Annotated in this window: 10 protein-coding genes; all 10 read left to right on the forward strand. The window is 49.9% G+C overall.

Translation table 11 applies throughout. From position 1 onward, the window contains the following. The first annotated feature begins 31 nt into the window (after positions 1-31). The 10 genes from KZ483_RS28375 to KZ483_RS07475 all read left to right on the forward strand — a co-directional run bounded on the left by KZ483_RS28375 (position 32) and on the right by KZ483_RS07475 (position 19,987). The gene (locus tag KZ483_RS28375; RefSeq protein WP_258881576.1) at positions 32-283 is read left to right on the forward strand and encodes a hypothetical protein; all 252 of its coding nucleotides are present in this window, start codon (positions 32-34) and stop codon (positions 281-283) included. Positions 284-314: 31 nt separating this feature from the next. Further along, positions 315-1,232 (forward strand): glycoside hydrolase family protein, encoded by a 918-nt coding sequence (locus KZ483_RS07435; RefSeq protein WP_220352036.1) that lies wholly within the window; start codon positions 315-317, stop codon positions 1,230-1,232. 231 nt (positions 1,233-1,463) lie between these two features. Further along, positions 1,464-3,260, forward strand: a complete 1,797-nt coding sequence (locus tag KZ483_RS07440) for a sensor histidine kinase (protein WP_220352037.1) — start codon at positions 1,464-1,466, stop codon at positions 3,258-3,260. After that, on the forward strand, positions 3,232-4,683 hold the full coding sequence (locus KZ483_RS07445; RefSeq protein WP_220352038.1) for a response regulator transcription factor: 1,452 nt from the start codon (positions 3,232-3,234) through the stop codon (positions 4,681-4,683). Before KZ483_RS07440 ends, KZ483_RS07445 begins: the two co-directional genes overlap by 29 nt. A 112-nt stretch (positions 4,684-4,795) precedes the next feature. Then, a complete protein-coding gene (locus KZ483_RS07450) occupies positions 4,796-6,502 on the forward strand; it encodes an extracellular solute-binding protein (protein WP_220352039.1) in 1,707 nt (568 codons plus the stop codon). A gap of 81 nt (positions 6,503-6,583) precedes the next feature. Further along, a complete protein-coding gene (locus tag KZ483_RS07455; protein ID WP_220352040.1) occupies positions 6,584-7,522 on the forward strand; it encodes an ABC transporter permease in 939 nt (312 codons plus the stop codon). A gap of 15 nt (positions 7,523-7,537) precedes the next feature. Further along, a complete protein-coding gene (locus KZ483_RS07460; RefSeq protein ID WP_220352041.1) occupies positions 7,538-8,461 on the forward strand; it encodes a carbohydrate ABC transporter permease in 924 nt (307 codons plus the stop codon). A gap of 385 nt (positions 8,462-8,846) precedes the next feature. Further along, positions 8,847-16,079: a LamG-like jellyroll fold domain-containing protein gene (locus tag KZ483_RS07465; protein WP_220352042.1), complete on the forward strand. Its 7,233-nt coding sequence runs from the start codon at positions 8,847-8,849 to the stop codon at positions 16,077-16,079. Between the two features lie 546 nt (positions 16,080-16,625). Then, positions 16,626-19,061 (forward strand): alpha-L-arabinofuranosidase C-terminal domain-containing protein, encoded by a 2,436-nt coding sequence (locus KZ483_RS07470; protein ID WP_220352043.1) that lies wholly within the window; start codon positions 16,626-16,628, stop codon positions 19,059-19,061. Beyond that, the gene (locus KZ483_RS07475; protein WP_220352044.1) at positions 19,058-19,987 is read left to right on the forward strand and encodes a glycoside hydrolase family 43 protein; all 930 of its coding nucleotides are present in this window, start codon (positions 19,058-19,060) and stop codon (positions 19,985-19,987) included. Before KZ483_RS07470 ends, KZ483_RS07475 begins: the two co-directional genes overlap by 4 nt. Positions 19,988-20,001: the final 14 nt, after the last annotated feature.

Here is a 20,001-nt window from a genome sequence, read left to right on the forward strand (position 1 = left end):
TCTTGAAAATGGCAACGGCTATAGGTTCCACTTGGGCGAAAGGACCATCGGAGACGTCTTGACGTTCGAGGATGAACGCTTCGCAGCAACCGATACGTTCGAACAGTTAAGGGAAGGATTGGTCCAGTGGACGCGGAAGTTCACCTATCGAGGCGAATCGCCCGCGGCGTGCAAGCTTTCGATTTTGCTGCCGTTCGACGTTTCGGAATGGCTGGTGGCGTGGCCGACAGCCTTCCGGCTTGAAGTGCTGCGCCGGGTGGGCCCTGAATTACTGGGTACTTGAATTATGATAGCGTTACGACAGGAGGATATATATGAATGCACCTTTATTCAGGGATCCAATATATGACGGAGCTGCCGATCCCGTTCTCATCTGGAACAGGGAAGCAAAGGAATGGTGGATGATCTATACGAATCGCCGGGCAACGCAGGAAGGTCCGAAGTTCGGATGGGTACACGGCACCGATCTCGGTGTTGCTTCTTCATCGGATGGCGGATCAACCTGGTTATACCGGGGAACCTTGGAAGGTCTCGAAACAGGCTGGGGCAGAAATACGTTCTGGGCGCCTGAAATCATTTGGCATGATGGTCTGTACCATATGTATGTCACTTATGTCCACGGCGTACCAAAGGATTGGACGGGCAAGGCTCGTATCAGGCATTATACAAGCCCCGACCTTATTCGTTGGAAGTTCGAGTCCACGCTTGGAATTAGTGAGGAGAACGTGATCGATGCCTGTGTGTATCGTCTGCCGAACGGCACCTTTCGGATGTGGTTTAAACAGTGGAATCATACCTACGCTGCGGATAGCAAGGATCTGTATGATTGGCAGCCGATTGGACCGGTAATTACCGAAACAAAACACGAAGGACCGAATGTGTTTCACTTTAAAGGATATTATTGGCTTATCATAGACGAATGGATGGGACAAGGCGTTTACCGTTCCGATGATTTGGAGAAATGGGAGCGGCAAGGCCGAATTCTTGACAAGCCAGGTTTGCGGGAGGAAGACGGAACGATCGCTAATCACGCAGACGTGGTCGTCCAGGGTGATCAAGCCTATATCTTTTATTTTACTCATCCCGGAAGGGTGAACGGGATCGATGATGGAACCTATCAATGTCGCCGTACTTCAATACAGGTAGCCAGATTGGATGTGTTGGACGGCTTTTTGACCTGTGACCGGAACGAGAGTTTCGGGCTCAAGTTATCGCCGGATGATGAAAGCTGATGCTGCTGGTCGGCGGTTTGACGACATCTGGTAGTGGTAAGGTACGTCGTTCTTATTGACGCTCGAAGTATACTAATATTTAATTAAAGCAAGCACCAAAGACTTCAGGGATATCCTCGGAAGTCTTTGGTTGTTTTTTCGCGTTTCCTGAGAACACAAAGGGGACGGTACAGCGAAAAGCGTCGATGCAGTGAGGGTGAACGGCTGAAAACATGGCGGGAGTGAAACAAGATGAGTCGATTTCGCAAGCTTAGTTTGATCCGGCAAATCATTTTTTTAATCCTATTAATGCTGCTTATCCTGCTTACATCGTTCGTTATTTCCGATATGATCGCCAAGCGTATTGTAGAGCGCAAAGTAACGGAGTCGGTCAGCAAGATTTTCCTGCAGGTCGAGGAGAAGATGGTGAGCTTCAATTCGGATATCGAAGGAATCTTCGATTTTCTCTTTTACAGTCCGACCATTCAAAACTATTTGGGAACGGAAGATGACCTTGAGAGAATCTTGGGGAATCGGGAAGTTGTGTCGATGTTCGCGAATGCGGTCTCTTTGAAAAAAAATATAAGAGGCATTCAACTGTTCGATAAGGACGGAAACATCATCGCGTCGATCGGGAGCGGGTCCGTGCGTTCCGTTCCGTCTCCGATTCAGTCGATCGAATACTCCGGATTATTGACTACGCCGCTGTCAGACCATCGGGACAGCAAGCGGTCATTCTATGCCATTTCCACACCAATCTATCAATTGGATCAAAACAGACTCGTAAGGGGATACAAGGGAATTGGCCGTTTTTTTATGGATGCCACCAATTTCAGCCCGATACTGAAAAGCGCCAAGATCACACCGAACTCCCAGGTGCTGCTGATTGACGCCATGAACAATATCATCGCCGCGGAAGGGCCGCTTCCTCCGGGTCAAACCATGTTTTATGTCAAACAGTGGGAGAATAAGAAGGATTATATCATTCAAACGATCACCTTGCCCCGGTCGGAATGGAAATTGATCAGCTTGATACCGAGAAACGAGCTGTTGGAAGACATGGATACGGTGAAACGATTCAATATAGTCACTTATTCGATCATGTTTTTCATATTGTGCATCTTCTTATTCATTTTCTTCTCCCGAATATTGAAACCGATCAAAGAGCTGATGGATTTTATGAAGTCTTTCTCGAAGAAAGGCGGAGAGAGCCGGTTCAATGTCGTTTATCATAATGAAATCGGCGTGCTCGGCTCCAAATTGAACAGCATGCTGGATGACATCGATATGTTAAGTAAACAAGTGCAGTCGACCCAAGCGCGAATGTATGAAATGGAGCTCGCGAAAAAACAGATGGAAATTTCCGCATTCCGCAACCAGATCAATCCGCACTTTCTGTATAACACGTTGGAAAGCATTCGTGCCGTCGCTTTAATTTACGATGTTGAGGAGATCGCCGACATATCCGCTTCCATGTCGAACATGTTCCGCTATGCGGTGAAGGGAAGCAATTTTGTAACCGTGAGGGAAGAAATCGAGCATGTGAACGAATATTCGAAAATCATTGAGTTCCGGTTCAGAGGAAGATTTCAAATCGAAATCGACACCGACGAACGATTGATGTCGGAACGTATGCTCAAAATGCTGCTGCAGCCCATCGTTGAAAATGCGGTGTTTCACGGTTTGGAGAGAAAAATTGGGAAAGGAAAAGTTCACATCCGGGTTTGCAGAATGGACGAAGGCCAAATCGGGATCACCATTCAAGATGACGGACATGGAATGGATGAGGTCCGCTATTCGGACTTGATGAGCAAGCTTCATCGTTATGCCGATTCTGGAGCGTTCTTGGATAAAGACACGGCAAAAGGAATCGGGTTATTGAACATTTATCGGAGAATGAAGCTGTTTTACGGTGATGGGGCGGATATGAAGATATGGAGCCGGTTGCATGAAGGCACGACCGTCTGCATCACATTTCCGATGATTGTCCCACACATTGAAGAAGCGGGAGGGGAAGCTTATGTACCGAGTATTGATCGTGGACGATGAGCCATTGGTAACCTGCGGCATTGCCAAGCTAATCGATTGGAAGAGCAAGGGCTTTACTATTATTGGGGAAGCCTATGACGGACTATCGGCATTGCAGACCATCAGAGAACAAAAACCGGATGTTGTCATTTCAGATATCCGGATGCCCGGATTGGACGGCATAGAGCTATTGGAACGCCTTCATGACGAAGAAATAGAAGCAGAGGTAATTCTTGTCAGCGGCTACGCCGAATTTGCCTATGCTCAACAGGCGCTCAAACTCGGCGCATTTGACTATTTGTTGAAACAAATCGACAAAACACAACTGTCAAAAACGATAGAGCGAGTAAAAGAGAAGTTGGATAAAAAGAAGCAAGAGTCGAAGGAATTTGATTTGTTGCTAAACGATCTGTTCGATTTATTCGAGCCCGACAACAAAATCAAAATTCAAAATTTCTTGCTGAATAAAGGATACGACTTCTCGTATCCCCATTACCGGTTTGTGAGTTGTTTGTACCCGTCTGAAACTGCTTCGGAATTGCATGATGATGCGCCATACGGCAATGAAATGAATGTAATCCGTTTCCGCACCGGGCAAAACAAGCTTTCGTACTTGATCAATTATGATGAGTTGAACAAGCCGATCGGTTTTTTGAATTTCATTTCGGATCATTCGAACGATTGTCTGAACCTCGGAATTAGCGACATAGGAGTATTCTCAACACCGATCGCCAAGCTTTATCAGGAGTCGGATATCTCTCTCTTCAGCGCGTTCAGCCAACCGGAGAGCCGCATCATTGCATATAAGGAATCAGAAATGCCTGCGGAGCTGACGAAGTCGATTTGGAGTATTGAACTTGCGATTAAAGAGCAAAAGCAGGAGCTGATTCATAGAAGATTGGATGAGTTGTCGGAGGAGTGCGTATCGCAACGATTGTATATCCATCATGTTTCCAATGTGTACAATCAGATCGTCTCGCTCATTTACAAGTATTACAGTGACAGCTATACCGCCAGTGAAGTTGAGTACTATAACTACTACCAAATTGTCCGGCAATACCGTTCGATCGAGCAGATGTTTGACTCGGTCAAAGCAATGTTCGGGAGCGCCCAAGCGGATATTCCGGTATCAAACGAGGAAGCCAAGAGAATTATCGAGGATATCGACGCTCATTTCACGGAAGAAATTTCCTTGAATCAACTTGCGAAAAAATACAAGGTCAGCCTCGGATACATTAGCAAACTCATTAAGAAGGAAACCGGGAAGACGTATTCCGATTATATTGTCAATAGAAGATTGAGCTTGGCAAAGGAACTGCTGTCCGACCCCTTTCTGTCGATACACGAAATTGTTCAACGCGTCGGGTATAAAGATTATTTCCACTTCAATAAGCTGTTTAAGAAACATTCCGGCATCACGCCCAGTAAGTATCGGAAAATATAACTTCGTGAACAGAACACCAAAAGTATCAAATCTAAACATATGGAGTGTCCGAGCGGTAGGCTAATATGAAGGTGTAAGCAATCAAAGCAAATAGGGGAGGTTGTTTTTCAAGATGAAAGGAAAGCCGTTATTAACAGTTTTTTTGGCGCTGGTCCTATTGCTGTCCGCATGCGGCACAAGCGGTGGAAATGAAAGCGTTAACACATCAAATAAACAGAAGTCCGGCACAGAGACTTCGGAAGGGAACGCCGAAGCATCCGGGAAGCCGACAAAGCTTGTGTGGTTCTCGTCGATCGATTTCTGGAATCCGCCTTCCGTATGGAGCACGGATCCGAACACTGTTACAGGCAAAATCACAGAGAAAACAGGTGTGACCTTCGAATTCAACATTCCGGCGCAGGATGGGGAAACGAAGTTGAACTTGATGCTCGTATCGGGCAGCGATTTTCCCGACATTATCACGATAACGAATGATGTGTTGGGCAAGAAATTGATTGAGGCCGGCAAGGTTTGGGAGTTGGACGAGTTCATAAAGAAATACGATCCGGAATCCCATCTGTTACAAGATTTCCCGGCTGACGTGAAAGAAACGATCGTAGCGCGGGACGGCGGCTTTTATGCGTTCCCGAGCCATATCGGTTCGGAGGACGCGAGAAAGCAATATCCGCCTGCCGGCGAATTTTATAAGGATATGACCGAATACATATCCAACGGGGCCATCGTTGTCAATGGAAATTTGTTGAAAGAGGCCGGTCTCACGCTGGATGATATTAGAACCGAAAGCGGACTGCTTGCCGCGTACCAGAAAATCAAGGATATGAACCTGAAGGTCAATGGGGCGCCGGTCATTCCGTTGCTCTTGGATGGCAAGGGTTATATGTATCCTACAGTGGGTTTCCTGCTGGATTCGTTCGGGTACATGCCGGTTGACAAGGACGGTAACTTTAGAGACTCACTGCTTGCTCCTGAAATGAAGTTGGCGTTGAAGTTTCTCTACAAGGCGCAAAAGGGCGGCTATTTCGATCCGGGCCAAATGACGGTTGACAACGCCGCAGTCAAGGCGGATATGGCTTCGGGCCGGGTGTTCTCCTTCATCGGCAACTCGGCGAACACTTCCTTCCAAATTAACGACTACTGGACATCTCCCGGTCCGATCTTGTCGGATGCCGGCACGAAGCCTGTGCTCGGGAGAAACAAACGGGCGGGCGGAGGCTGGATGAAGACGTATATTTCCAAGAGTGTCGAAAATCCGGAGAAAGTTGCGAAATGGCTCAGTTTTATGAGCAGCAGGGAAGGCATGATGCTGCATATATACGGCATAGAAGGGGTTCATTACACTCTTGATCAGGACGGACTTGTGGTCAAGACGGAGCAAGGGATCAAGGATGCCCAGGAATATATGAAGACAGGAGTGAGCGCCTTCTGGCCGTTCCACCACACTTCGTTCTCTTGGAGCATACAACAACCTCCTAATGAGAAAACGGATCTTCAAGCGGTGACGGCCAACAGAGTTCAAACTGCATACGGAAAGGCGCCGGAAACCCATATTTATAACAATGCGGCATTTGGGCTTCCAGGGGATTTATTCCCGCCTGACAGTAAATTCGCCAACGATGAACTGCAGATTAAAGCGTATAGAGAGTCACAGATCACCAAGATCGTCATGGCCAAAAATGATGCCGAGTTTGAAAAACAGTATGAAGAGATGATTACTCAGCTGAAGAAGCTCGGGATTGAGCAGCTGATCGCGGAAAAAAACAAGTACGTTCAACAAAAACTTAAAGAATACGGGCTCGATGTGAAAGGGATCAACTCCTAATCGCATCCGTAGATAAGTGCGGTGCCAAAGCGTGTCTGGAATTTCGCGCTTTGGCACTGCAATTAGACTGGAGGAGAGGATATGCTGTCGCGCAGACATAAGCGGTACAGGTTTGGCTATGATACAAAGACACAGTTGGAACTGCTGGTAATGTTGTGGCCTGCTGTGCTTCTGATCTGTTTGTTTGATTTCACTCCCATGTTCGGATTGTTGATGGCTTTCAAGAGCTTCGAGCCAATTATGGGTATTCAAGGCATCTTTACGAGCCCGTGGAATAATTTTCAACACTTCACGCGTCTTTTCGAAAACTTCCAGTTTTGGCCGATGGTGAAAAATACGTTGGGAATCAATCTTCTTGGCGCATTGGTGGGAATTCCTGTGACGCTCGGCTTTGCCTTGCTGTTGAATGAAATCCGCCACCCGAAGTTCAAATCGTTGGTCCAAACGATTACTTATCTTCCGCATTTTCTTTCCTGGGTTATATTCGGCGGTCTGTTTATTACGCTGCTGAACACGAACGGAATCGTCAATGTGTTGCTCATGAAGCTGCAATTCTTCGACAATCCTATTTCGTTTCTGGGCGATCCGGCATATTTCTGGGGTGTGGCAATCGGAACTTCGCTGCTTAAGGAACTCGGTTGGGGAGCGATTCTTTACTTGGCGGCCATTGCGGGTATCGATCAGAGCTTATATGAAGCCGCCGCAATCGATGGCGCGGGCCGGTTGAAACGGATCATTCATGTTACCATTCCCGGGATTTTGCCGACCTTGATGGTGTTGATCATATTTGCAGTAAGCGGCATGCTGAATAACAACTTCACACAAATATACGTACTTCAGAACAGCTTGAACTTGGAAGCGAGTCAAGTCATCGATACGTATGTATATCAAATCGGCTTGCAGCAATTCCAGTTTGCCCAGGCGACGGCGATCGGATTGACCAAAGCGGTTTTCGCGCTTCTGCTGCTGGCTGGAGCGAATATGCTCTCGAAAAAATTAACGAAAACAGGCTTGTTTTAAGGGGAGATTGATACGATGGTTGGTGGCAAGAGCTTCGGAGAACGCACATTTCATTATTCCAATGTCCTTACCATGGTCGTTCTGATGGGCCTGACCATATATCCGTTCTGGTTCTCGCTGATCAGCTCCCTGAATAACGGCGATGATTTGGTGCGCGGACCGGTGTTTCTTTGGCCGAGAGAGTTTACATGGGCGAGTTGGCAGACGGTGCTGGCGGATCCAGGCATTCTCAAGGCGTTGTGGATTACCGCCTCACGAACGGTCATTGTGACTGTTGTTTCCATCCTGTATACGGCGATGTTCGCCTATGCGTTCTCGCGGCCTTATTTGAGAGCCAAGAAGTTTTATATTATCGTCGGTTTCACCAGCATGTATTTCAGCGGAGGATTGATTCCTTCTTTCATGCTGATGAATTGGCTGGGGCTGTACGATACTTATCTCGTGTATATTATTCCAGCCCTCTTTGGGGGATTCTGGAATGTGATCATATTCAACGCAAACTATAAAGGTATTCCTGACGCCTTGTTCGAATCGGCCAAGATGGACGGCGCCGGCGAATTCAGGATTTTCTTGCAGATCGTCATTCCTCTCTCGAAACCGGTGCTGGCTGCTCTCTCCGTATTTACCGCCGTCGGCGTTTGGAATGACTATGCAACAACGCTTTACTTTACGCAATCAAACGACTTGCAGACGTTGCAATACATGATTCTAAGATTGATTCAGTCCAACCGCGCAGTTGAAAATATGGTGAGCCTGGTTCAAGAAAACAGTCTGGTTGTGTCGCAGCTGCTGAATAGCGCGGGCGGACAAAAGCTCGTATCGGCGAAGACGCTAGAACTGGCGGCGATGGTCATCGCTTCGATTCCGATGATTGTCATGTATCCTTTCGCACAGCGGTTTTTCCTTAAAGGTGTACTGCTCGGTTCGGTCAAGGGATGATTCGCTGACGCAATGAAAGGAGACGGGGATTGCACACTGACCGCCAGATTCCTTTATGGAGCTGGCGGTTTTTCGTTTATTTTGTAGCTTTTTCTTTGAAATTTATTCAATTTGCCGCTTTTTGAATACGTCGTTTGCTTCATTATTAATCAATATATCTTTAGTTAAGCTTTTCAAATTTTGCATGGATAGGCATATTTGAATTAATAGAAACAGTTACAACAAGACTCAAAGGAGCGGTCAAATGGAGAGAACCATACCCTACAAAGGACAATCACAAAAAGTGCGTAATGCCGGTTCGATTGTCAGCGCAGATTTATCTGCTGCCGATTCATCATACCCTTACAGGAGGTGATTTCAGAACATTTTTGGAGAAAGAACGGATATGAATGGAGAATGGAATGCAGGCAATGAAGGCAGTGTTATCGCTAAAGATAAGGGAGGACAAAAATTAATGCAAAGTAGCGGGGGCGTATTCAAGCGAGTAAAGAAAATGCAAAGACAAGCCGGAAGGGTCTTGATTATTTTCCTGATCGCCGCGTTGATTTTACCGGTGTTCGGACCTGTGCCGGGTACAGTGGTGCATGCGGCAGAAGAGCTGTCAACTGACGCTTTTCTGGATAACATCAATTTCGGTAATGCGGTATCTGAAAGCGCTCACAATTTCAGGGGCGATATTACAAGTGTAATCACCGGCTTTATGGGCGAGCCCGCTCGGGTATCGAATCCGCGTTTTCCGGTTGAAGGGCAAGGCGGGGATCTGACGTTTACCATGAAGGTCGATCCGAATCTACGCAACTATTTCACCGTGAAATTTTCGGGGGAGGAAGATTCGAAGGGTTACCTCAGTACGGTCATGATTAACGGCGAGAAAGTCGGAGTTGACCACGGCGATTATGATGCCCTTAACAAGGGCGGGTCATTGCCGAACCGTTTTTACTACAATACGATCATGCTTCCGCTCGAATCAACGATTGGGAAAAATATGGTCGAAATTACAATCAAAACGATCCATGTGGGCGGGAATATGAACTCGGCCTCAAGAGGCTATTACAATGCTTATACTCACACGGCAGCCTATATTAACGTAGATGGAGAGCAGCAGGGCTACAAATTCATGCCCGACCAGAATCCGGATACGATGCTGGCGCCGGATCTGACGAATGCGGAGAAGCAGGCGACCATAGACGCATACGTGCAGGATCAGATCAATCTGTTTAACTCGTTATCGAATAAAGTGGATGGCAGCGCAGGCGGTAAGATGTCGATCATCCGCTATCAGGATGAGCTTATGTTTTACGCCAGTGTGCTCAAGTACGACTGGTCTCCGGCGAAGACGCCGGAAGAGAAGCAGGTGGCGCTTCAGCGTATTTTCAAGACGATCGATAATCATGTCAAGGATTACTACGGCAATACGAGACTGGTGCTGCGCGGCGGACACCAGGGCGATTGGGGCGGCTACTACGGCGCGCTTGGCGAAGCGCTGTACATCGTCGAGAACCTGATCAAAGACGACACGATTTATGGGGAAACGGCGTGGGGCGCGTTTCTGGATCAGCCGTTCGTCACCGGAACCGTCGAAGGCGAATTCTCTCTTGCAGGCGCGGACTGGAACGGGGGCGAGCTGACGCGCCGCGAAGCGTGGGAGCGGGTGCTGAAGGCGAACTTCGACTTTGCCCGTACACGGCTTTCTTATATCTATAACCAGGTGTACTATACGTACGTAGGCGCGTGGGAGGCTCACGAAGGGCTGCGTCTTATCGGCTCAAGCTTTTACGAAGGCAAAGAGCGCAGCAATCAAATCCTGCTGGAATCATTGGGGATCAGACCATTCTTGGGAGAAGAGGTGCTGGTCGGTCCCAGCGGCGAAGAATTGGATTTGTACCATTCGTTGTTTTATCATGACGGGGCAGCGCAGTTTACGGATGACTTCGTCCACATTGTCGGCAAAGGGCTTGCGAAGAGTAAGCTGAATGCGGACGGCAACGTCGTCAGACGGTTGCCCTACGGCGAACATTATACCGGCTTGACGGAGGCGGGACTGTCTAGGGAGAACGGTTATGTCGCCAACTATGGAGAGGCGGCCAACTATCTTGTAACTTATTTCTATAAGACGTTGAACCACGCCGGCGACGAGGAAATGAACGACGAAATCCTGAAAGCGGCATTAAAATCGATCCACGCCCGCGGATTTGTCCGTATTCCGTCATTGGATGGCAGCGGCAGAAGAGTGATGAGAGCGGAGCAAGCGACGGATGAGCGAAATCAGAATTTGCCAGGCTTCATCGCTTACGGTGCGGGTGTGGGACGCGGAATGGGGCTTCAGTTTGCATCCCTGGAAATGACGATGGCTAAGAACGAGCAAAGATACAACGGTCCGGAGTGGGGCGAGTACTGGCAGCATGCGAGGGAAGCGGTCGGTTACGTGCAGCAGCAGCTTGCGGATCGCCAGCTGTTGCAAACGAAAGACTTCGGATCCAGAGGAACGATGAGCGGACCGGATTTTCGGTTAGCGGAAACTTACAAATATATCACTTCCGACCGGGCCAATTACAGCCGGTTTGGCGGCAAGGCTTTAGCAGAGGTTGTGCTTCCGCACACGGATTTCGATGCTTACAAGCCTGAAGAAATCGCCGCCCGGGGCGTCAATCCTGACGACTACGAGCAGTTTGCATGGGCGGATATCGACAATATGTACGTGTCGGTAAGAGACGCCGACTTCAGAATGTTGGGCTCGCTGTTTTACCGCAATCGCGGTATGACAAGCAACGGACGCCTACATATTATTAAAGACAATTACGACCATATCGTACAGATCGCCACCAACAATGTGTTCAGGTATGAAGATTATTACTTGCGGGCGCCTAACATGGAAGTGGATATTTACTCCGACAGAGGGACCATTTGGAACGGTGTGCCGCAGGCGCTGGCCGGCGAAGTATCGCCTGTTTCTTATCAGCCGGGCGTCGGGACCGTGAAGCGGGATAATTTCGAGGTGGATAACCCGTACTCCGGTTACCCGGAATTGCTGACTTCGAGATACGGCAAATATTTTATGATTTTCAACACGACCCGCGATGATTTTGGCAACAAGAAGACGTTCGACGTTGAGCTGCCGGCCGATTTCTCGGGCAGCACGGTGATCGACCTTGTCACAGGGACGAATGTTCCGGTCGTTAACGGAAAAGTGACCATTGCGCCGAAAACCGCGATGGTGTTGAAGCTGGCGTCGGATATCGAACTCGCACCGAAACCATTCCACGTTGATTTCGTTAATGCGCTTGCAGGCAACGGCTACGCGGGCATCTCGTGGAAAACGACATCGGGCGGGGAATCATACACGATTAAACGTTCGGAAACGGAAGACGGCGAATACGAGATTATCGCCAGCGGAGTCACCGGCAATTATTATAAGGATACAACGGTTCAGAACGGCAACGTTTACTATTATAAAGTCGCAGCAGTAAACGAGAACGGCGAAGGCCCAGATTCGTACCGCGCTAAGGCCGATTTGCCGGCTCCGGTGTCAGGTGACACGGGTACGTTTTGGCGCGACGACCGGATCGGCGGGACGTCAGGCAGCGCTGCAATCGACGGATCGTCCATATCGATCGACGCTGTGGGCGGGACAGGCCTTGGCGAAGGCGATGACAGCAATATTTATAAACGGGATATTAAGGATTCGCTTCATTATGTAAGCCGGATCGCTTCCGGCAACAGCTCGATCAGCGCAAAGATCGAGAGCTCATCCGGTGAAGCAAGCGGAATCATGATGCGTGACCGGCTCACGTCCGAGAACGCCCGCTACATCTATTTTGGCGCGGACGGGAACGGGAACCTTGTCCTGCAAACCCGTACGAGAGTATCGTTCCATCAATGGACGAATGAAGTCGCAAGTCCGCTGAATGCGAAAATCGAAGGCTACACGGTTGCGGAATATCCTTATGTCAAACTGATGCGCGACCATGATTCACAAACGGTCTACGCTTTCGTCTCCAAAGACGGAACGGACTGGAAGTATGTGACGAAGATGTCTACCCTGTTGACTTATGCGTATTATATCGGCGTTGTCTCAACCGATTCAGCACAGTTCAGCGAAGTTACGGTAGTAGAAACGCCGCAAGGCAGCCTTACACCGTTCGTTGCCAAAGTGCAGGATCAAGCGACGCTGTACTGGAACAAACCGAAGCAGGCTTCCTGGTTCAACTTGTACCGCACCACAGACGCGGCGGCGGGCCAGACCGATCCGGTATTGAAGCCGGGTACGGCGGAGCCGGTGGACGGTTCCCCTTGGAAGCTCGTTCTTGCGGATTCGAGAGCGACTTCGTACCAGGAGGCGGGCCTGCGGCACGGCAGCGTGCACTACAAGATACTGCCGGTTCACGGAGACGGATCGCCTCAGCCGTTCTATGCCGCATCAGTTTCCGCGGATCAGATTGAAGTCGTTATGGAGTACGCGGAGAGCTTACCGGCTTCGGATTATACGAAGGCCAGCTTCTACCTGTTCCATAAGGAGCTGGGCCGCATCAAGGCGGAAATGGCGAAGCCGGACGCCGACGAGGATGCGCTGATCAACGAAATTTACTATGCCCGCAATTTGCTTGTTCCGCATACAACATCGCTTTATTCGTTCGAAGGGAATGCAGACAATACATTCGGCTCGTCCGACGGTACTGTCGCCGGAACGCCTGCTTATTCGGCCGGAAAGATCGGTCAGGCCATCGAACTGAACGGCACGGACAGTTACGTTGCGCTGCCTCCGACACATAACCTGGCCGCTTCCGATCAAATCACCGTTACAACTTGGGTGAATTGGAATGGAAGCAGCCAGTGGCAGCGAATCTTCGATTTTGGCAGCAGCACGAATCAATATATGAGCCTGACACCCAGATCGGGCAATAACACGCTGCGTTTCGCGATCAAAAACGGCGGAGGAGAACAATTTGTCGAAACGTCGCAGTTCCCCGTAAATCAATGGGTGCATGTGGCGGTAACGCTTGGAAGCGGTACGGCGAAGCTGTATGTGAACGGAGAGCTGAAGGCCGAGAATAAGAATGTCACGATCAAACCGAGCGACTTCAAGCCAAGTAAGAACTATATCGGGAAGAGCCAATTTGCCGATCCGCTGTTTAGCGGCAGAATTGATGAGTTCCGCGTTTATAACTCCGTCTTGAGCGCTGACGAGATCATAGCGATCTATAATAAAACGTCGACATGGTTTGACAATAGCTTGCTCACGCTGCTGCTGGATGAAGCTGCCGCGGCTGTCGCCGATCATTATACAGCCGAAAGTTATGAGGCGTTGCAATCGTCGGTTGCGAATGCAAAATCGGTTGCGTCGAGCGCCATTGCGACTCAGGCGGATGTGGATGCGGCTTCCGCAGATCTGCTGGCGGCGCTCAATGGACTGGAATATGTTCCCGGCTTGCCGGTGCTTGATCCCATTGGCAACAAATTCGTCTTGGCCGGCGAGCGGCTTGCGTTCACGGTTCAAGCATCGAATGCGGATAATATTGTATACGGGGCAACCGGTTTGCCGGAAGGGGCAACGTTTAACGCGGAAACCCGTACGTTCGAATGGACTCCGGCTAAAGAACAAAGCGGCATCTATTCGGTGACGTTTACCGTCACTTCCGGCGATTTGTCTTCGTCCCGTACGGTCAAGATCACCGTCAAAGGGCAGCCGGTAATCGGTCCCGATACGATGGTGGAGGCTACCGCGAAGCAGTTATTCACATATCAAGTGGCCGCATCCGATCCATCAGGCGCTTCGTTCACATACAGCGCAGCGAATGTGCCGTCAGGCGCGTGGTTTGACTCCGCGAACGGCATCCTCACTTGGACACCGGCTCAAGCGGACTACGGCAGCCATCCGGTAACCTTCACGGTAAGCAACGGGAGCTTCGAAGCGAGCCGGACGGTGGACATTAACGTCAAGCTGCATGTGCTTCCTGCCGGGGAATACACGAAAGGCAGCTACTACCTGTACAAGAATGAAGTAGAGCGGATTGAAGCGGAGATGCAAAAGCCGGAAGCCGATAAGGCAAAACTTGCGGCACAACTCGATCAGGCCGAGAAGCTTCTTGTCCACATGTCGCTCTACTCGTTCGAAGGAAATGCGAACAATGCTTTCGGGACGACTCACGGGGTTGTCGCAGGGGTACCTGTTTACGCGGAAGGAAAGACCGGTCAGGCGATCAATCTGAACGGCACTGACAACTTCGTCACCTTGCCTTCGTCGCACCCGTTGTCCACATCCGACTTCGTCACTTTGTCCACCTGGGTGTACTGGAAGGGAGGCGGCAATTGGCAGCGAATTTTCGATTTTGGCAACAACACCAGCGACTACCTGTTCCTTACGCCGAGATCGGGCAGCAATACGCTGCGTTTCGCGATCAAGAACGGCGGCGGCGAACAAATCGTGGAGACGTCGCAGCTGCCCGCCAACCAATGGGTGCATGTGGCGGTGACGCTGGGCACCGGTACGGCGAAGCTGTATGTAAATGGCCAGTTGAAGGCTGAGAATAATAAGTTCACGATCAAGCCGAGCGATTTCAAACCAAGAGTAAACTACATCGGCAAAAGCCAGTGGCCTGACCCGCTGTATAACGGCATGATTGACCAATTCCGCATTTATAACTACGTCTTGAACGCTGAAGAAATTCAGGCGGCCATGAACAGTACGGCAACACAGTGGACTGACAAAACTTTAATCCCGGTCTTGCTGGAAGAAGCCGGCGCTGCTGACAACGAACTCTACAAAGAGGAGAGTGTACAAGCGCTTCAGGCGGAAGTAACGAAAGCTCAATCAGTGTATAACAAAGCAGATGCAGCGCAAGAAGAGATCGATGCGGCAGCAGCAAGCCTGCTTGCGGCGCTCGAAGGACTGCAGTGGAAGGATATCACCGCATCCTTGAATGCTGCCGAGCCGAATGGCAAGAACGGATGGTATACGTCTCCGGTCACGCTGACACTGTCTCCTGCGAAAATCGCGGAATACAGTCTGGACGGCGGAACCACTTGGTTAGCCTACAGTGAGCCTGTGATCTTGAATAAAGAGGGAACGAATAAGGTTCAGTACCGCCGTTCCGTCAGTACTGGGGAAACGAACTCGCTCGAGGTCAAAATTGATCTAACGGCTCCTCAAGTAACGGTAACCGGGGATACGTACTACACAATTGATCAACAGATCGCGATTACCTGCAACGCAACCGACACAGTGTCGGGAGTCACGTACTCGCCTTGCGCCGTACCGCTGCTTCAGGTTAAAGCATATACGCTGGAGTCCGGACAGCATACGGTAACAGCGACAGCGGAAGACGAGGCAGGCCATCAAACAACGGTTACCCATACATTTGCGGTAACGGTGACGTTTGACAGCTTGAAGACCGTGACGAATGCGTTTCTGCAGCAAACGGGCGACAAAGCATGGGAATCGGTGGCCAAGTCGTACAAGCAAAAGCTCGATCTGGCGAAAGAGAAGGCCGACAGCGGAAAGATCGAAGCCGCTAAAGGCATCATGGATGGTTTTATCGATCAAGTGAGAGACCATGCCGGAAAGTTCTTTACGCATGAACAAGCGGAAATTCTGATCCGGTGGGCGCAAATCGTGGTTTAGCTAAAATTCAATAGATAAAGTGAGGCCGACGAAGTTAAAGACTAGTCGGCTTTCACTTACATAAAGCCCATGCTCACCACACAAAATTGTATCGGCCGTTCTCAATTCGCGGATCCGTATTTCAATTGATGAGTGGATGACTTCCGTATTTACACGAGAGCTCTTAATGAAAGCGAGATCGATACCTTGCTCAATAAAATTTGACATCCGGTACTTAAATAAAAAAACTTAATCGAAGGCAGCCGACCAGAACGAACGGCTGCCTTCGGTCATCCAATGGCATTTGTTGAGTTTACGCTGGACAATTATGAGTCTTTTTTCATCCGGAAGCAAAGGACGTTTCCGCGGAACGAGCTTTTACCATCAGAAGACGGCAAAAGCCGTTAACGCTTGTTATTTATTCAATTTGTCATTTTTTAAATACGCCGTTTTCTCGTTATTAAACGATGTCCCGTTAATTAAGCTTTTCAGATTTCGCATGGACAGCCATATTAGGGATGAACGATTCGAACTAAACCTAACATTTGGCGGAGGCGACGAGAGTAGATGAGCTTGCAAGGGACTTTGACCATAAATACGAAAGACCGTGGGGCGGCGATGGGCGACCTGTTCGGCATCTTTTTCGAAGATTTGAATCATGCGGCCGACGGCGGGCTGTATGCCGAACTCGTACGAAACCGTTCGTTCGAATTTGGTCCCATCGATCACCCGGATTACCATTCACTGACGGCATGGGAGAAGGTGGAGCGGGGAGGCGGCGAGTGCGAGGTTCGAGTCGAAAGCGGATTACCCCTGAATAAGCAAAATAACAATTATGCGGTAATTGACATTCGGATGGCAGGTGACGGCGTTGGACTCATGAACCACGGATTTAATACCGGCATCCCGGTCAGAGAAGGAGAAACCTATGTCTTCTCCATGTATGCGCGCAGGAATAGCAGCTTCGACGTGCCAATCACCGTCACGTTGGAGGGAGTCGAAGGAAGCGTTTATTCGGAAGCGGCTATCGTTGTCGCATCGGACCAATGGACGAAATACGTAGCGAGGCTGACGGCTTCCGCTACCGATTACAGCGGACGGCTGGTTCTCACCACGAAAGGATCCGGGTTGCTCTGCCTCGACATGGTTTCTTTGTTCCCGGCACGAACGTTCCGCAATCGGCCCAACGGCCTCCGTGAGGACATTGCCACATTGCTTGCCGATCTTAGACCTAAGTTCATGCGGTTTCCGGGCGGTTGTCTCATCCATGACGGGTCGCTGAATGCAGATGACCGTGACTCGATGTACCGGTGGAAGAACACGCTCGGCGATGTCGCCGAGCGGCCTGCACGGCGAAACAATTGGCGGTACAATCAAACGTTGGGCCTTGGGTATTACGAATATTTTCTGTTCTGCGAGGACATTGGCGCCAAACCGATTCCTGTCGTACCGGCGGGCTCCGATCCGCATCACAAGAGAAACGTGCCCTTGGACGAGCTGCAGCCATGGATTGACGACGCGCTCGATCTGATCGAGTTTGCGAATGGGGATGCCTCGTCCCCATGGGGGGCCATTCGCGCCAAGCTGGGACATCCGGAGCCATTCGGCCTGGAGTTTATCGGCATCGGTAACGAAGAGGTCGGCGAACCGTTCTTCGAGCGGTACGCGTATTTTCATCGAGCGATCAAGGCCAAATATCCGGCGATCAAAATCATTAATAACAGCGGTCCGTTCGCATCCGGAGAAGAGTACGAGCGCGGCTGGAGATCGGCCCGCGAGAACGGCTCCGACTTCGTGGACGAACATTATTACCAGTCCCCGGAATGGCTGCTCGCCAATCATCGCCGTTACGATTCGTTCAAGACCTACGATCCCAAAGTATTCCTTGGCGAGTATGCTTCCTGCGGCAATACTTATTACAACGCGCTTGCGGAAGCAGCTTATATGACCGGGCTTGAACGCAATGCCCACGCAGTCGGCCTTGCCTGCTATGCGCCTTTGCTCTGTAACGTCGATTACGTGAACTGGAAGCCGGATTTGATCTGGTTCAACAATCATGACGTGTTCGGAACGGCCAACTACTATGTCCAGAAGCTCTTTATGCATCATCAGGGCGATCATGCGCTTCGGGTTCAAGCAGAAGGGTTCGAACAGCCTGTTCAGAGCGAAAGCAAACCGATTGCAGGAATGCTAGCCGTCGGAACCGAAGGCGGAACGGTCGAATATTCGCAGATTAAGCTCATCAACCATGTAACCGGGGACCTACAAGAATTTGCAGACGGGCAGTTCCTCCTTTCCGATACGGAGGAAGACCGGGCCAATGGACATGCACGGCGAATGGCAGAGCTGGAATCGATAGATAGCGAGCATTATACGCTATCGATGACGGCAAGAAGGAAAGCCTGGGGCAGAGGCTTCATGATTCACTTCGGGAAGGTCGACGATCGCAATGAGCTCCTGTGGAGAATCGGAGGATGGCATAATAATGATTCAATAATCAGCTCTCAAATAAACGGGACAAGCTGCGTCCTTACCCATTGCCTGTTCGATGTAGAAGACGATGTGGACTATCATCTGTTGATAGAGGTTTGCGGCAGAAAAATACGGGCTTATATCGACGGGGCTCTTGTAGCCAATACGGAGGATCTGATTCCTGTCATCGAGCCGCTCTACTATTCCTCGAGCATCGAAGAGGCGACCGGCGACGTCATCCTGAAAGTGGTCAATGTGCAGGATGCGCAGGTCCGTACCGGGATTGTGCTGGAGGGACTTGGCGAGAAGGAAGAGGTAATGATCGATATTTCGGAATTGTCCGGATATTCGCTTGAAGAAGAGAACAGCTTCGAACAACCGGAACGGATTGTGCCGGCGAACCAGACGCTTCATCTGCAAGGCAATGCGTTCGAATACGAGATTCCGAGGCATTCACTTACTGTCATGCGGGTGAAGAGATCTCTTAACGATACAGACGTAAAAGTAACCGAAAAGGGAGAAAGTCGATGAGTGCATATTTATTCGTACATTTCAAAGAGAAAAAAACGCCGGACGGCGAACAGGTCTACTTTGGCTTGAGTAAGGACGGTTTCAATTGGGAACAGGTGAATGGCGGCGAGCCTGTGTTATGGAGCGATAAAGGCGACAAGGGTGTACGGGATCACACGATAGTCCGTACCAAGTCCGGTAAATTTTATATTTTGTCTACGGACCTTAGCCTGGCGAGCTGCTTCGATACCAAGTATGAAGGTACCTGGGCAAATATTGCGCGGAACGGAAGCAAGTGTCTGGCACTCTGGGAGTCGGACGATCTCGTGAATTGGTCGGAGCAGCGAATGATCGAGCTTGGCGATGAAGATTACGGCATGCTATGGGCACCGGACGTACTGTATGATCGGAACCGGGACGACTATGTCATTCATTGGTCATCGTCCCATGCTTCGAACAACTACGGACATAAGGCGATATTTTATACGCGAACCAAGGACTTTATACACTTCGATAAACCGCAGCTCTTATGCAGGAAAGACGGAAGCGGCATCATAGACTCGGCTATATATGAAGAGAATGGTATGTACTATCGCTTTGTGAAGCATGAGAACCCCATTCACATCATTCTTGAGCAGGGGGAGTCGATAAGTGGCGAATACGTGGAGAACCAAGCTTTCAAAGAAGAGATGGTCAAACTCGGGTATGGTCAGTATGAGGGGCCCACTGCATTCAAGCTCCAGGATGGGCGATGGGTTCTGATGCTGGACTATTACGGTGTTCAAGGAGAAGGTCAGGGCTATGTCCCGTTTATCGCAGACGACTTGAAGAGCGGACGCTTTATCCGTTCTGATGAGCGGTTCAGCTTTCCCTACCGCTTTAAGCATGGTACCGTGCTTGCTATTACGGCGGAGGAGTACGACCGCATTCACCGCCATTTTTCCTAGTGATAGCATAAATG

It is taken from the genome of Paenibacillus sp. sptzw28 (assembly GCF_019550795.1).
Lineage (GTDB): Bacteria > Bacillota > Bacilli > Paenibacillales > Paenibacillaceae > Paenibacillus_Z.

Excerpts from the sequence above, each read along its gene's own strand:
- KZ483_RS07465 (WP_220352042.1), top strand. The coding sequence starts at position 8,847 with ATGAATGGAGAATGGAATGCAGGCAATGAAGGCAGTGTTATCGCTAAA.
- KZ483_RS07435 (WP_220352036.1), top strand. The coding sequence starts at position 315 with ATGAATGCACCTTTATTCAGGGATCCAATATATGACGGAGCTGCCGAT.
- KZ483_RS07440 (WP_220352037.1), top strand. The coding sequence starts at position 1,464 with ATGAGTCGATTTCGCAAGCTTAGTTTGATCCGGCAAATCATTTTTTTA.
- KZ483_RS07450 (WP_220352039.1), top strand. The coding sequence starts at position 4,796 with ATGAAAGGAAAGCCGTTATTAACAGTTTTTTTGGCGCTGGTCCTATTG.
- KZ483_RS07455 (WP_220352040.1), top strand. The coding sequence starts at position 6,584 with ATGCTGTCGCGCAGACATAAGCGGTACAGGTTTGGCTATGATACAAAG.
- KZ483_RS07445 (WP_220352038.1), top strand. The coding sequence starts at position 3,232 with ATGTACCGAGTATTGATCGTGGACGATGAGCCATTGGTAACCTGCGGC.
- KZ483_RS07460 (WP_220352041.1), top strand. The coding sequence starts at position 7,538 with ATGGTTGGTGGCAAGAGCTTCGGAGAACGCACATTTCATTATTCCAAT.
- KZ483_RS07475 (WP_220352044.1), top strand. The coding sequence starts at position 19,058 with ATGAGTGCATATTTATTCGTACATTTCAAAGAGAAAAAAACGCCGGAC.
- KZ483_RS07470 (WP_220352043.1), top strand. The coding sequence starts at position 16,626 with ATGAGCTTGCAAGGGACTTTGACCATAAATACGAAAGACCGTGGGGCG.